Annotated in this window: 9 protein-coding genes and 1 pseudogene; 6 read left to right on the plus strand and 4 right to left on the minus strand. The window is 74.8% G+C overall.

Going from position 1 to position 14,409, the window contains the following annotated elements; all coding sequences use genetic code 11:
- Nucleotides 1–28 precede the first annotated feature (28 nt).
- Nucleotides 29–4,177: a SpoIIE family protein phosphatase gene (locus tag ACQP26_RS18125; RefSeq protein WP_269705537.1), complete on the plus strand. Its 4,149-nt coding sequence runs from the start codon at nucleotides 29–31 to the stop codon at nucleotides 4,175–4,177.
- Nucleotides 4,174–4,473 (plus strand): STAS domain-containing protein, encoded by a 300-nt coding sequence (locus tag ACQP26_RS18130; protein ID WP_269705536.1) that lies wholly within the window; start codon nucleotides 4,174–4,176, stop codon nucleotides 4,471–4,473. Before ACQP26_RS18125 ends, ACQP26_RS18130 begins: the two co-directional genes overlap by 4 nt.
- A gap of 49 nt (nucleotides 4,474–4,522) precedes the next feature.
- On the opposite strand, the gene ACQP26_RS18135 is transcribed toward ACQP26_RS18130, so the two are convergent.
- Both ACQP26_RS18135 and ACQP26_RS18140 read right to left on the minus strand, forming a co-directional pair.
- Complete coding sequence (locus ACQP26_RS18135) at nucleotides 4,523–5,401, minus strand: universal stress protein (protein WP_269705535.1); 879 nt, start codon at nucleotides 5,399–5,401, stop codon at nucleotides 4,523–4,525.
- 33 nt (nucleotides 5,402–5,434) lie between these two features.
- Nucleotides 5,435–8,095: a cation-translocating P-type ATPase gene (locus ACQP26_RS18140; RefSeq protein ID WP_433493475.1), complete on the minus strand. Its 2,661-nt coding sequence runs from the start codon at nucleotides 8,093–8,095 to the stop codon at nucleotides 5,435–5,437.
- A 112-nt stretch (nucleotides 8,096–8,207) separates the two neighbouring features.
- On the opposite strand from ACQP26_RS18140, the gene ACQP26_RS18145 reads away from it, so the two are divergent.
- The 4 genes and pseudogenes from ACQP26_RS18145 to ACQP26_RS18160 all read left to right on the plus strand — a co-directional run bounded on the left by ACQP26_RS18145 (nucleotide 8,208) and on the right by ACQP26_RS18160 (nucleotide 11,103).
- Nucleotides 8,208–9,017 (plus strand): hypothetical protein, encoded by an 810-nt coding sequence (locus ACQP26_RS18145; RefSeq protein ID WP_269705533.1) that lies wholly within the window; start codon nucleotides 8,208–8,210, stop codon nucleotides 9,015–9,017.
- 41 nt (nucleotides 9,018–9,058) lie between these two features.
- A complete protein-coding gene (locus tag ACQP26_RS18150; protein WP_269705532.1) occupies nucleotides 9,059–9,247 on the plus strand; it encodes a ribonuclease in 189 nt (62 codons plus the stop codon).
- 35 nt (nucleotides 9,248–9,282) lie between these two features.
- Nucleotides 9,283–9,755: pseudogene (locus ACQP26_RS18155) on the plus strand (hypothetical protein).
- Nucleotides 9,756–9,831: 76 nt separating this feature from the next.
- Nucleotides 9,832–11,103 carry an MFS transporter gene (locus ACQP26_RS18160; protein WP_433493476.1) on the plus strand — a complete coding sequence of 424 codons (1,272 nt, stop codon included), beginning with the start codon at nucleotides 9,832–9,834 and terminating at the stop codon, nucleotides 11,101–11,103.
- On the opposite strand, the gene ACQP26_RS18165 is transcribed toward ACQP26_RS18160, so the two are convergent.
- Together ACQP26_RS18165 and ACQP26_RS18170 are read right to left on the minus strand one after the other, a co-directional pair.
- Nucleotides 11,084–13,300 (minus strand): carbohydrate-binding module family 20 domain-containing protein, encoded by a 2,217-nt coding sequence (locus ACQP26_RS18165; RefSeq protein ID WP_269705529.1) that lies wholly within the window; start codon nucleotides 13,298–13,300, stop codon nucleotides 11,084–11,086. The genes ACQP26_RS18160 and ACQP26_RS18165 overlap by 20 nt on opposite strands.
- 300 nt (nucleotides 13,301–13,600) lie before the next feature.
- Nucleotides 13,601–14,236: a hypothetical protein gene (locus ACQP26_RS18170; protein ID WP_433493477.1), complete on the minus strand. Its 636-nt coding sequence runs from the start codon at nucleotides 14,234–14,236 to the stop codon at nucleotides 13,601–13,603.
- Nucleotides 14,237–14,409 lie beyond the last annotated feature (173 nt).

The following is a 14,409-nucleotide window of genomic DNA, read 5'->3' on the forward strand; positions in this document are numbered from 1 at the left end:
ACCGGACGGGGTGGGGGAGACTCGGGCGATGAGCGGCGCTGACACCGACCCGCGTACGCGCGCCGACGTCTTCGCCGTCGACGGTGAGATCGGGCCGGACCTGGCGCGGATCGACTGGTCGGCGCACCCCCTGGGCCCGCCGGACACCTGGCCGCAGAGCCTGCGGACCGCGGTGCGGATCCTGCTGTCCTCCCGGTTCCCGATGTGGATGGCCTGGGGGCCGCAGCTCACCTTCTTCTGCAACGCCGCCTACCGGCGGGACACGCTCGGCCGCAAGTACCCGTGGGCGCTGGGACGCCCGGCGAACGAGGTGTGGGCGGAGATCTGGGACGACATCGGCCCCCGCGTGGACACCGTGCTGCGCACCGGCGAGGCGACCTGGGACGAGGGTCTGCTGCTGTTCCTGGAGCGGGCCGGCTACCGCGAGGAGACGTACCACACGTTCTCCTACAGCCCGCTGCGCGCCGACGACGGCAGCCTGGTCGGGATGCTCTGCGTGGTCAGCGAGGACACCGAGCGGGTCATCGGTGAGCGGCGGATGGCCACGCTGCGCGACCTCGGGTCGGACCCGAGCGTCATCCGCACCGAGCGGGAGACGCTCGCCTTCGTCAGCCGCCAGCTGGCCCGCAACCCGCGGGACCTGCCGTTCACGCTCACCTACCTGTACGACGGCGACGGCGGCGCCCGGCTGGTGGAGGCGACCGGGTTGGCGGCCGGGCACCCGGCGGCCCCGGCCACGCTGTCCCTCGACGACCCCGCTGCCCCGTGGCCGGCCGGCGCCGTCGGCGAGGGCGAGTCGGTGCGGGTCACGCTCGACGGCCCGGCCTTCGCGGACCTGCCGGCGGGCGTCTGGCCCGCCGCGCCGGCCGAGGCGCTGCTGGTGCCGCTGCGGCAGCAGGGCGGTGCGCCGTACGGGTTCCTGGTCGCCGGGCTGAACCGCTACCGGGCGCTGGACGACGGGTACCACGGCTTTGTGGAGCTGACCGCCGGGCACCTGGCGACCGGCATTGCTAGCGCCCGCAGCTACCAGGCGCAGCAGCGCCGGGCCGAGGAACTCGCCGAGCTGGACCGCGCGAAGACCGCGTTCTTCTCCAACATCAGCCACGAGTTCCGCACCCCGCTGACGTTGATCATGGGACCGCTGGACGAGCTGCGCGGCCGGTTGCCGGACGCCGACGAGCAGGTCCGCGCCGAGCTGGACGTCATCCGCCGCAACGGGCTGCGCCTGGGCAAGCTGGTCAACAGCCTGCTCGACTTCTCCCGGATCGAGGCCGGGCGGATGCAGGCCCGCTACGAGCCGGTGGACCTGGCCGCGGTGACCGCCGACCTGGCCAGCGTCTTCCGGTCGGCGATCGAACGGGCCGGTCTGTCCTTCGAGGTCGACTGCCCGCCCCTGCCCGAGCCCGCGTACCTGGACCGCGGCATGTGGGAGAAGGTGGTGCTGAACCTGCTCAGCAACGCGTTGAAGTTCACCTTCGAGGGCACCATCCGGGTCGAGTTGCGCGGCGAGGGCGACACGGCGGTGCTGCGGATCTCCGACACCGGCATCGGCGTACCCGCCGACGAGATGCCGCGCCTGTTCGAGCGGTTCCACCGCATCGAGAACGCCCGCTCCCGCTCCGGCGAGGGCAGCGGGATCGGCCTCGCCCTGGTCAAGGAGCTGGTCACGCTCCACGGCGGCCAGATCGACGCCGAGAGCACGGTGGGCCGGGGCACCACCTTCACGATCCGGCTGCCGTTCGGCACCGGGCACCTTCCCGCCGACGCGCTCGCTCCGGCGGGCACCGGCCGGACGCCGGCGTCGGCCGAGCCGTTCGTGCAGGAGGCGCTGCGCTGGCTGCCCGCCGACCCGGAAGCCGCCGTCGGCGGGGACGACCCGGCCGGCGAACCGGTCCAGCCGGTGCCCGGCGGGGCGGCGGCCCGCGTCCTGGTGGCCGACGACAACGCCGACATGCGTGAGTACCTCACCCGGCTGCTGCGCTCGGCCGGGCACGAGGTGCGGGCGGTCACCGACGGGCAGGCCGCGCTGGACGCCGCCCGCGCGCAGACCCCCGATCTGGTGGTCAGCGACGTGATGATGCCCCGGCTCGACGGCCTGCAACTGGTGGCCGCGCTGCGCGCCGACCAGCGTACGGCCGGCACCCCGGTGCTGCTGCTGTCCGCCCGCGCCGGTCAGGAGGCCTCGATCGAAGGGCTGGAAGCAGGCGCCGACGACTACCTGGTCAAGCCGTTCCCGGCGGCCGAACTGCTGGCCCGCGTCCGCGCGAACGTGGAACTGGCCCGGCTGCGCAACCACCACGCCCGCTGGCGTACCGCGCTCGTCGACTCGTTGCAGGAGGCGTTCTTCGTCTGCGACGAGGACGGCGCGGTGGTCGAGATCAACGCGGCGTTCACCGGCATCCTCGGCTACGGTACCGAGGGCCTGCCCTACCCGGCGGTGCACCCGTGGTGGCCGGACCGGGAGGCCGAGCCCGACGCGCACCGCCAGGTGGCGGCCGCGTTCTCGACGCTCGTGGGGCAGACCCGGGGCACGTACACCGTGCCGGTGACCCACCGCGACGGGCACCGGATCTGGATCTCGGCCGCGTTCAACCAGGTCGACGACCCGGACAGCGGCCGGCGGATGATCGTCGGCACGTTCCGTGACGTCACCGCCGAGCACTACGCGGTGCAGCGGGAGACTGCCCTGGCCGGGCTCAGCATGCGGCTGTCCCAGGCGGACGACCTCACCGACGCGCTGTCCGGGGTGCTGGACGAGTTGCGCAAGCTGTGGCGGGCCGCCGGCGTGCTCACCGCCGTCTTCGGTGACCAGCCCACCCCCGCCGTGACCGCCACCGACCCGGAGGCGCGCTGGGACACGTTGCCGCCGGAGCGCCGGCAGGCGTTGCTCGCGCTGCGGGACACTCCGCTGCTGACCCCGGTGGCGGCGCGTACGCACGGCGCCGGCATCGCCGTCGAGCACCCGCACGGCACGATGGCGGTCTGGATCGACCTGGGCGAGAAGCGGCCGTTCACCGAACAGGACCAGACCCTGCTGGCGCTGCTGGCCGGCCACATCGGTCAGGGGCTGCACCGGGTGCACCAGATCGACCAGCAGCGGGAGACCGCGCTGGCCCTGCAACGGGCGATCCTCGGTCCGGCGCAACTCCCAGCCGGTTTCGCCGTGCGGTACTCCCCCGCCGCGATGCCGCTCAAGGTCGGCGGCGACTGGTACGACACAGTGGAGCTGCCGGACGGGCGCATCGGCATCGTGGTCGGCGACTGCGTGGGGCACGGCCTGCAGGCCGCCACGGTGATGGGGCAGCTGCGCAGCGCCTGCCGTGCCCTGCTGTTGCAGGACCCGAGCCCGGCCCGGACGCTGGTGGCCCTGGACCGCTTCGCCGCGCTGCTGCCGGGCGCGTCCTGCGCCACCGTCTTCTGCGGCGTCCTCGACCCGGCCACCGGCCTGATGCGCTACTCCAGCGCCGGCCACCCGCCGGCCATCGTGGTCCGCGCGGACGGCACTCCGGAACTCCTGCGGCACGGCCGGTCCCGGCCGCTCGCCGTCCGTCCCGGGGAGGAGCGCCCGGAGGCGGAGGCGACAGTGCAGCCGCGCGCCACCCTGATGCTCTACACCGACGGCCTGGTGGAACGCCGCCGCCAGCCGATCACCGCCGGCATCGCCCGCGCCACCGACGCCATCCAGCAGGGACACCACGCGCCGGTCGAGGTCCTGGCGACCGAGATCATGGACCGGCTCGCTCCCGACGGCGGCTACCACGACGACGTGGCCCTGCTGCTCTACCGCCACCCCGGGCCGCTGGAGCTGGAGTTCCCCGCGGAGTCGACCCGGCTGGCCGAGGTCCGCAGCGCGCTGCGGGGATGGCTGGACCGCTGCGGGCTGGCCCCGGCCCACGCCTACAACATCCTGGTGGCGGCCGGGGAGGCATGCGCCAACGCCATCGAGCACGGGCACCGCGACGATCCGGGCGGCCGGATCCGCCTGCGTGCCGCCGCCACCGCCGGGGACCTGCGCTTGAGCGTCACCGACAGCGGCCACTGGCGGCACCGCGACCAGCCGTCCGACCCGCACCGCGGCCGGGGGCTCGTGCTCATGCGCGCGCTGATGGACAGCATCAGCGTCACCCCGGGGGCCACCGGCACCACAGTCGACATGCAGGCGAGGATCAGGCCATGAGCACGTCCCTGACGCTCACCACGAGCGACCGACCCGACGGCGGCCGCGTGCTGGCCGCCGTCGGTGAGATCGACATGAGCAACGCGTCCGCCTTCGCCGACGCGCTCGCCGAAGCCGTCCGGCCCGACGGCGAACCGCTGGTCGTGGATCTGACGAAGGTGGAGTACCTGGACAGCGCCGGGCTGGCCGCGCTGTTCCCGCACGCCGACCGGATCGCGCTGATCGCCGGTCCGCTGCTGGAGCCGCTGCTGACCATCTCCGGGCTGGCCGACCTCACCACGGTCCACAGCGCCTGACGCCGTAGCGGCGTCAGGCGCTGTCGCGGGACCGGGCGCGTTCGCGGGGTCAGGCGTTGCGCACGATCACCAGCGGCGAGTGGGCGTGGTGCAGCACCGCGTGGCTGACCGAGCCGAGCAGCAGCCCGCCCAGCGCGCCGCGGCCGTGCGCGCCGACCACCACCAGCTGGGCGTCCTTCGACTCCTCCACCAGCACCCGGGCCGGGGCACCGCGCAGCGACCGCTGCCGTACCGGCACGTCCGGGTAGCGCTCGGCCCAGCCGGCGACCGACTCGGCGACGACCCGCCGGGACTCCTCGGCGAGCGCCTCCGGGTCGTACACCAGGGGCAGGATGTCGCCGGGGCCGATCGGCGTGGGGTACAGCCAGGCGTGCACCACGATCAGCGGCGCGTCCCGGCGGGCGGCCTCCTCGTACGCGAATCCGACCGCCGCGGTGGACAGCTCGGAGCCGTCCACACCGACCACGACGGGCCCGTCGGCGCGCGCCTCGCCGCGCGTCACCAGGACCGGGCAGTGCGCGCGGGCCGACACCTGGAGCGTGACCGAGCCGATCAGCAGGCCGGCGAACCCGCCCAGGCCTCGGTGGCCGAGCACGATCAGCGCCGCCTCGCGGGACTCGGCGACCAGCACCGCCGCCGCGGCGCCGTCGACCACCACGCCGGTGACCGGTACGTCCGGCGCGACCTTGCCGGCCTCGGCGACCGCCTCGGCGACGCACCGTTCGGCCTGGTTGCGCAGGCCGGCGCCGGCGGGCGCCCCCGGGGCCGGGGTGAGCGGCGCGCGGGTCAGCGGCCAGATGAACGCGTGGACGACCTGCAGCGGCCGGTTCCGGGCGGCGGCCTCGCGGGCGGCCACCCGGACCGCGTCCAGCGAGGCGGCGGAGCCGTCCACGCCCACCACGACGGGTGCCTGCGAGTGGATCGTCATGTCGTCCTCCTTCACTCGTGCTCAGCCTGCCCGTCAGGCGGCCGGCCCGGCAGGGTCCGGGGTCCCGGCCGAAGGGCCGTTGGTCCCGCGGAAGCGACGGGTCAGCCGCAGCACCAGCCCGGGCAGCACGCCGATCGCGGCGCACGCGAGCAGGTCGAGCGCGCTGAGCGGGGACGTGCCGAGCAGCTCGCGCAGCGGCGGCAGCAGCACGCCGGCCACCTGGAGGGCCGCGGAGATCGCGACCGCCACCGGCAGCGCGAGGTTGCGCTCACGGGAGCCCGGGGTACGGATCGCGCGGACCGCCAGCGCCACACCGAGCTGGGCCAGGCCGAGCACCACGAACACCACGGACTGCCACGGCCGGTCCGACGCGGCGGCCCACACGCCCGCGCCGAGCGTCGCCGCCGCGATCAGCGCGCCGGTGACCAGCACGTCCCGGCCCAGGCCGGCGCCGAGCACCGACTCCTGCGGGGAGCGGGGCGGCCGGCGCAGCGTGCCCGGCTCGGCCGGCTCCGCGCCGAGCGCCACACCGGGAACACCGTGGGTGAGCAGGTTGATCCAGAGGATCTGCGCCGGCAGCAGCGGCACCGGCAGGCCGAACAGCGGGCCGAGCAGCATCACCGCGATCTCGGCCACACCACCCGCGAGCGCGTAGCGCAGGAACCGGCGGATGTTGTCGTAGATCCGGCGGCCCTCGCCGATGGCGGTCGCCACAGTGGTCAGGTCGTCGTCGACGAGCACCAGGTCGGAGGCCTGCCGGGCCACCTCGGTGCCGCCGCCCATCGCCACCCCGATGTCCGCGCGGCGCAACGCGGGGGCGTCGTTGACGCCGTCGCCGGTCATCGCCACCACGTGCCCCCGGGTCTGGAGGCCGGCGATGATGTCGAGCTTCTGTTCCGGTTGGGTCCGCGCGTACACCCGGGTCTCGGGGTGGGCGCGGCCCGGGTCGCCGTCGTCGCCGTTGGCGAGCGGGTCGCCGTCGCGCCAGAGCCCGAGCCGCCCGCCGATCGCGGCGGCCGTCGCCGGGTGGTCGCCGGTGATGAGGACCAGCCGGATGCCTGCTTCCTCGAAGCCCGCGGCGATGCCGGGCGCCGCCGCGCGCAGCGGGTCGCCGACCGCGACCAGGCCCAGCGGGCGCAGGCCGGCCGGCCGGGCCGGGTCCGGCAGGGTGTCCACCACGGCCGAGGCCACCGCCAGCACCCGCAGCCCTTCGGCGGCGAGCCGGTGCGCGGCGTCGGTCAGCTCGGCCAGTTCCCCGGCGTCGGCGTCGACCAGCGGCGCGGCCAGCAGGTTCTCCGGCGCGCCCTTGCAGACGACCAGGTAGCGCCCGTCGCAGCGGCGGTGCACCGTGGTCATCCGGCGCAGGTCCTGGTCGAAGGGCGCCTCCGCCACCCGGGGCCAGGCGTCGCGGGTGGCCTCCGGATCCAGGCCGCACCGGGCGGCGAACGTGACGAGCGCCGCCTCCAGCGGATCACCAATCGCTGTCCACTCCGGCCGCTCGTCGGTCGGCGGCGTCACCGTGGCGTCGTTGCAGAGCAGCCCGGCGCGGGCGAGGGCGCGCAGCTCGTCCGGCGCGCTCACCGGCTCGCCCCGGTGGTGCACCTCGCCGTCGGGCGCGTAGCCGGTGCCGGTGACGGCGTAGCGGTCGCGGCCGGGGACGACCGCGTGCTGCACCGCCATCCGGCCCTCGGTGAGGGTGCCGGTCTTGTCGGAGGCGATCACGGTGACCGACCCGAGGGTCTCCACCGCGTGCAGCCGGCGGGGAATGGCGCGGCTGCCGGCCATCCGGCGCGCGCCCAGGGCGAGCGCCAGCGTGACGACGGCGGGCAGCGACTCCGGCACGGCCGCCACCACGAGGCTGACGGCGGTGACCGCCATCTGCGTCACCGGCTGCCCGTCGAGCACGCCGATCGCGAAGACCAGCCCGGAGAGCACCACGGCGGTCAGGCCGAGCACCCGGCCGAGCGAGGACAGGCGACGCTGCAGCGGCGTGGGCGCGGGGCGGGTCGCCGCGACCAGGGCGCTGATCCGGCCCAGCGCGCTCGCCGCGCCGGTACGCGCCACGGTCCCGGTGGCGCGGCCGGTGGTGACCACGGTGCCCGCATTCGCCTCCTCCCCCGCGACCCGGGTCACCGGCACCGACTCGCCGGTCAACGCCGACTCGTCCAGGCTGAGGCGTACCGCGTCGGTGAGGTCCAGGTCGGCGGGCACCACGTCGCCGGCCTCCAGCCGGACCAGGTCGCCGCGAACGAGGTCGGCGGCGGGCAGCACGAGGTCACGGCCGTCGCGGACCACACGCGCGGTGGGTGCGGCGAGCCGGTCCAGCGCGGCGACGGCTCGGTCGGCGCGGACCTCCTGCACCACGCCGATCGCCGTGTTGATCAGGACGACCAGCACGATCACCGCGGTGTCCGGGTAGTCGCGCAGCAGTGTGGTCACCACGGCGGCGGCCAGCAGGAGCGCCACCAGCGGGTCGGTGAGCTGGCGGAACACCCGGCCGGCCAGCCCTCGCTTGCGCGGGGCGGCCACGGTGTTCGGCCCGTCGGCGCGCAGCCGGGCGGCCGCCTCGGCCGAGCCGAGCCCGGTCGCGGGGGCAGGAGAGATCTCGGTGGGCGTCGTCGCCGCAGCGGGCCCGCCGTTGATCACCACATCGTCCTCCATGTCGTCGCCGCCCGCGCCGGGCAGTCCCAGCATGCCGCGCGACCCTACGTGGGTCGCAGGGCCGAGGGCCTGTCGGACCCGGGACCAACGGCCCCCCGGCGTTACGGGGCAGCGCGGCGCCCGGCTCGCCGGTAACGTCCGCGCGGTGAACCGGACACGCAGCGCCACCGGGCCGAGACCTCCGTCCCGTCACCGGTGGGTGCGGTGGACGCTCGCGGTGCTCCTGCTCGCGTCGGCGGGGTGCGGGAGGGGACTCGGAGAGGAGAGCGGCGACGCGCTGGCGCGCGACACCGCGGCGGTGGAGGCGAAGCAGCTCAACACGCAGCTGGGGCACCGCAACCGGGTGCGGGACGCCGGGTCGATCGCGGCGGCCGAGATCGTCCAGGAGCCGACGGACGCCGCGTCGGGCGGCGGTACGGTCCGGCGGGAGGCGCTGGCGTGGTCCGGCCGCACCGCCGGGGACGAGCGGGCCACCGTCGACGTGCGGTTCGTGGTGACGGTGCCGGAACGGCCGCCGGTGTCGATCGGCGGCGCGAGCAACACCGCCGGTGAGGCCACTCGCTGCTACCGCTACGAGTTCACGCTCTACCGCTACACGACGTACCACGAGATCGACTGTCCGAGCGGCGCCGCGCCCTCGCCACCGACTGCGGCGCCGGTGCCGAGGGTGCCCGAGGACGGGCGGCAGCGGCTCACTGCCGTGCTGCGCACCGCTACCCCGGAGACGCTGGCGGGCGCGGTGCGGGCCGCCTTCCCGCAGGACTGGATCACCGTCGACACGACGGTGCACGAGGGCGCGCTCGTCGCCGCCGTCGGCGTACCGGCCGAACGGGACTGCCTGCTGCTCGTCCGCACACCGGCCGGGAAGATCGAGTCCCCCGGGTACGACCGGATCTGGCTGGAGCCGGGCGAGACCGGCTGCCGGACCGCCCTCTACGTGGCGCCGCCGCGCTGACGGACCGGTTTGCCGCGCGGCGGCCGGGGCACCTGACGGTCATGACTGATCCGGAGCAGTTCCAGCGGCAGCAGGAGGGCGCGCTCGAGCGCGGGCAGGTGTTCCAGGACGCCGAGGGGCGGCGTACCCGGGACCCGGGCGCCGGCGCGGAGAACGCGGAGAGTGAGGCCGACCGCAACGCCGAGCACCTGGCGCGTGGCGAGGTGGGCCCGGGCGTCTCGGAGGACTGATACTTCGGGCCCGGCTGTCAATGTAGCGTTGACGGGTGACCCTGGCCGGCCTGTCCGAGATCGCCGCGGCGCGGGTCCGGCTTGAGGACCGGGAACTGGATCTGATCGACCGGGCCCGGCACGACGGCGCCACCTGGGCCGAGATCGCGCGGGCGCTGGGCCTGCGCAGCCGGCAGGCCGCCGAGCAGCGCCGGCAGCGCCTCGTGGCGGCCCGGCGGGTCCGCCTGACCCGGCTCGACCCGGCCGGCTCCCCCGACGTGCCGGCGCTCCGGGCCGCCGTCGCCGACCTGCACCGCTGGATCGAGGCGGACCGCTCGTGGGACGGCCGCTTCCCCGCGCGGCGTTGACGCGCCGCACCTGCGCGCTCGCCCTCGACGCCACCGCCGGGCCGCTGTGCGCGCTGGCCGCGCACCTCGCCGGCGACCTGGCCGGGGCCGGTTGCAGGCTGCCCGCTCCGGTACGCGACGCCGCCCGGCGGATCGCGACAGCACTGTCAACGGGGCATTGACGCGCGTTCGAAGTCTTGCTCCGCCCAGGCTCACGTCCCGAGGATGAGTCCTCCAGGCTCAACTCTCGGGGGACCCATGCGCCGCAACGCCTTCCTGTTCGTGGCCGTCTCGCTGCTGTCCGGCCTCGGCGGCAGCGCCATGGCCCTGGTGTCCGGCATCTGGATCCTGGACCTGACCGGCTCCACCGGACTCGCCGCCCTGGCCGGCATGTGCGTCTACGCCCCGACCCTGGCCGGCCCGTGGCTCGGCGGCCTGCTCGACCGGGTGCCCCGGCGTTCCCTGGTGATCGGCGTCGACGTCGCGCTCGCCGCCGCGCTGCTGAGCCTGCTGGCGGTTCGCGGCCCCGGCGACGCGTGGCTGATCTACGCCGTCTCGCTCGCGTACGGGATCGGCTACGTGCTCGTCGACGCGGGCGAGACCGCGCTGCTGCCCGCCGCGCTCCCCCCGGCCCGCCTGGCCGACGTCAACGGCTGGCGGTCGAGCGCGCAGGAGGGCATGAAGCTGGTGGCGCCGCTGGCCGGGGCGGGCCTGTACGCGTGGCGGGGCGGGCACGTCGTCGCGGTGCTCGCCGCCGTCGTACCGGTGCTCGCGGCCGCCCTGTACGGCGCGTTGCGCCTGACGCGGGCCGTCCCCGCTCCCCCGGCCGCACGTCAGGCGGGAGTGCGGGACGGCCTCGCCGCGCTGCTGGCCCGGCGGGCGGTACGCGTACCCGTGGCGCTCGCGGCGGTGTCCATCGCGATGTCCGGCTTCACCACCGCGGCGCTGTACGACGTGGTGGTGACCGGCCTGGCCATGCCGTCGACGTTCCTCGGCGTGCTGGCGAGCGCGCAGGGCGCCGGGTCGCTGGTCGCCGGGCTGGTCGTCGGCCGGCTCGTCCGCCGCCGTGGTGAGATCGCGGTCGGTGCCGCGGGTGCGGTCCTGTTCGCCGCCGGATGCCTCGGGCGCTGCCTGCCGTGGTGGCCGGGCACCGTGGCCGCCTCGGTGGTGGCCGGTGTGGGTCTGCCCTGGACGCTCGTGGCGGCGGTCACCGCCGTGCAGGCGTACACGCCGCAGGCGATGCTCGGGCGGGTGGCCGGGACGGCGAACACGGCGATGTTCGGCCCGATCACGCTGGCCATCCCGCTCGGGTCGGCGGCGGTCGCCGTGGGCGGCCTTCCGCCGCTGGTGGTCGCCGCCGTGGTGTGCCTGACCGCCGCGCTGGGGGCGACCGTCGGCGCACCTCGCCGGGGCGGGCCCGCCGCCGTGCCGGAGTCCGGCCGGGCCCGGGTGCGGGCCGGACCGGATGCGGCCCGTCCCCCGGGGGTGACGGGGACGGGCCGCACGATCGTCAGCGCCAGGTGTCGGTGACGGCACGGGTGCCGCCGGCCGGCGTGGTGAGCGTCCGGTTCGCACCGGACTCCCAGGTCACCGAGCCGTCCGGGTTCTTCCTGACGTACTTGTACTCGACCGCCGTGTTCGGCGGCAGGTCGACGGTGGCCCGCCAGACCGGGTACGCGGCCGGCGAGAGCGCGACGGCGGCGGCCGGGTTCCAGCCACCGAGCGCCGGGATGTTGCCGACGACGAACACGTTCTGCCCGTAGACGGTGGTCGCGGTGACGGAGAAGGTGGTGGCGACCGCCGTGGTGACGGTGTCGCCGCGGAACGTCTCGGTCACCGCGTACGTGCCGCCGGCCGGGGTGGTGAGGGTCCGGTTCGCGCCGGACTCCCAGGTGGCGGCGCCCGCGGCGGTCAGCTTGACGAACTTGTACTCCACGGCCGTCGACCGGGGCAGGTCGACGGTGGCGCGGTAGACGCCGCCGCCCTGCGCGGCGAGCGTGACGCCGTTCGCGGGCGTCCACGACCCCAGCGCGGGTACGTTGCCGACGACGCGGACGTCCTGCCCGGCGGCGAGGTTCGCGGTGACGGTGAACGTGGTGGCGATCCGGTCGCTCGGGCTGACCGTGGGCGACGCGCTCGGCGAGACCGTCGGGGAGGCGCTCGGCGAGACCGTCGGGGAGGCGCTCGGGGACGGGCTCGCGCCCGGCCGGGCGTTCACGTGGACGGCGACCGCGTCGTTGGCCGGGATGGTCACGGTGGCCCGGCCGCCGGACACGGTCACCGTACCGCCGGTGCAGCCGCTGCCGGTGGCGGCGCCGGAGATGACGTCGCAGTACCGGCCGTCGGCCAGCCCGGTGACGAAGGTGGCGGTGGTGGCGGAGCCGGAGTCGTTGATGCCGATCCACGCCCGGTCGCCCCGGTGGAAGCCGATCACGTTGCTGTTCACTGTGGTGAAGTCCGATACGGTCTTCACCGGGCGGGCGGCGTTGGCCCAGCCGACCATGCCCTTGACGCCGGTGGTGCGGCTCAGGCACGTCCAGGCGGCGCCGCAGACCGTGTCGGTGACCCGTCCGGTGCCGTCGTGCGGCGGGGACTGGTTGCGGTTGGACCAGGTGAAGCTGTCGTATACCGACGGCTTGCCGTGCGGGTAGGCCAGCGCGAAGTAGTTGGCCAGCACGTAGTCGGTGCCGTTCTTGTACGACAGCACCACACCGTCGCGCTCCAGGTCGTGGTTGGTGACCATGGAGAAGACGTTGGCGCCGGGCGCGTCGAGGTTCCAGTTCGGCACGTTCGCCAGCGCCGAGATCGAGCCCTGGAACGCCGAGCGGATGCCCTTGGCGTACGCGAAGTCGAGCACGTCGCCGTTGCCGATGTACGCGCGCGCCTGCAACGCCGGGTTGCTCGCCCCGTCGAAGATCTCCTGCGCGACGTAGGGCCGCCGGCCCTCGGCGACGGTGTTGTTCAGCTTGCCGAGAATGGCCGCGAAGTCGTCCTTGCGGATGTGCTTGACCGCGTCGACCCGGAAGCCGTCCACACCGAGCCCGATCAGATCGTTGAGGTACGCCGCGATCTTGTTGCGGACCGCTTCTTTCTCGGTGTAGAGGTCCGACAGCGACAGCAGCTCGCAGCTGGTCACCTGGGACTCGTTGTTCCAGTCGCTGATCGCGCCGCCGGTCGGGCAGTTGTCCCCGGGGCGGTGGAAGTCCCCGGCGCCGTACGGCACGGCCGGGTAGCTGTAGCCGGAGAACTCGGTGCCGGCGTAGCCGCGCGTACCGGCGGGGTTGTTGGTGCCGGCCATGTGGTTGACCACCGCGTCGACGTAGACGCGCACACCGGCGTTGTGGCACGCGGTGACCATGGCGGCGAACTGCTGACGGTTGCCGAACCGGCTGTCCAGCTTGTACGACACCGGCTGGTACACCTCGTACCAGGGGTACGCGCCGTCGGCGCTGGTGGGCAGCTGCACCGACTCCTGCGGCGGTGCCACCTGCACCGCGCCGTAGCCGGCCGGTCCGAGGTGGTCGGTGCAGGCGGCGGCGACCGAGGCCCAGTTCCATTCCCAGAGGTTGGCGGTCACCTCGCTGTCGTTGAGGACGACGGCGGCGCGGGCGGGGGTGGGGGCGGTGGTGGCAGCGGCGACGGCCACTGTGCCGCCGGCCGCGACGAGCGCGGCGGCGAGCAGCAGGCGACCGGCGCGGCCACGGGGGTGTGGCCTGGCGGATGGCATGGTCGGGGGACCTCTTCCGTGGGTTCGAAAGGGCGAGCGGGGGGTGGGGCGGCCGTCCCGGGTAGCGAACACCATGCGCCATCCATGAAAGTCTTTGCAAGAGCTTGCGGCAAAGTTTTGAAACCCGCAGGCAACACGAACGGACCCATAATCCGCTCCACCAGCGACGATCCACGCTGGACCCGGCGATCGAGCGCCGAGGGCAGTTCCCGCCGCTCGAGACGAGCGGACCCGCTGCGCGGGACGACCGCAACTTCCGAACAAATTTTCCAACGTTTGCGGTCGCGACCGGCGGCCGGGTCAGAACCGCCGGCGCGGCAGCCACCCCAGGAAGCGAGCCCTGGCCTGGGCGGGCGGCAGGGCCGGAAGGTCCTTGGTGGCGGCGACGAGGCAGGCGCCGAGATAGACGGCGAGCCCCGCTGTCGTACCGCCGAACTCGACGAGCAGCTGACTCTGCTTGGTGGGACACGGCCAGGCGGCGGCGCAGCCGCTGCACTGCCAGCTCGGCGCGAGCGGCAGGTGCGCGGGCGGGGCGTAACGGCGGGACGCGCTGTTGCGGCTCCGCCGGTCCGGGCGGGCCGGTGCGGTGACGGCAGCCGGCCCCGCGAGTCGCCGGCGGACCCGGGTCAGCGCCGCGCCGACCCGCACCAGCGCCTCCACCCCCACGCGCTGGGCCAGCACGGCGGTGAGCAGGTGATGCCCCAACGCGTCGAACTCGTCCAGCGTCCACTCCCGCCGTCGGCAGAACTCGTGCAGCGCACCGCCGTCGGCGTCGGACGGACGCCCCAGGGCCTCCTCGAGCGTCTCCCGCACCGCCGTTGCCAGGGTCGGCTCGTGTCCCCGGAGCCGCCCGGCCACCCGATGATCCGCTGTGAGCTGCCGGAGCGACGCCGCCGCCGCCTTCCGGGCCACCTCCCGTGCATTCGCGATGTCCATCTGCGCCCCCTCGACCACCGCAGCAAGCCGGCGTCGACTTTTCCGCACCGGCGGACGCCGGGCTAGTCCCGTCAGCGCACGGAAGGCATGCCATTGATCGCTTAGCGCAAAAGCCATTGATGGGATTCGGGATATGCAGGAATCCCATCGGGTAATAGCATCCGGAGAGGTGA

It is taken from the genome of Micromonospora sp. CA-248089, assembly GCF_050948515.1.
Lineage (GTDB): Bacteria > Actinomycetota > Actinomycetes > Mycobacteriales > Micromonosporaceae > Micromonospora.